Genomic DNA, 332 nt, shown 5'->3' with positions numbered 1-332 from the left:
CCGACGAGCAACTCGCCGAGCTCACCATGCTCTGCGGCTTCGATGACGACCTCGCCGCTCAGGTCACGCAAACCAGCCACCGCATTCGCGGCCTGCTTACTCAGATCCATCCGGCGCTCGAGCGTGTTCTCGGACCGCGCCTTGACCATCCAGCGGTACTCGATCTGCTTGAGCGCTATCCGTCGCCCGCCGCCCTTGCCGGCACCAGCGAGAAGACGCTCGCCAATCGCCTGACCAAGCTCGCTCCTCGCATGCGCAAAGGCTTGGCGGCCGAGATCGTTCAGGCACTGAGCGAACAAGCCGTAACCGTGCCCGGCACGCAAGCCGCCACC

Annotated in this window: 1 pseudogene; it reads left to right on the top strand. The window is 65.7% G+C overall.

Annotated elements, in window-relative coordinates:
- Positions 1 to 332: pseudogene (locus tag DID99_RS37010) on the top strand (IS110 family transposase); the annotation flags it as partial.

Source organism: Burkholderia sp. Bp8986, from assembly GCF_003854225.1.
Taxonomy (GTDB): domain Bacteria; phylum Pseudomonadota; class Gammaproteobacteria; order Burkholderiales; family Burkholderiaceae; genus Burkholderia.
The sequence above is the reverse complement of the archived record's forward strand: the minus strand, read 5'-3'. Positions and strand labels throughout refer to the sequence as shown.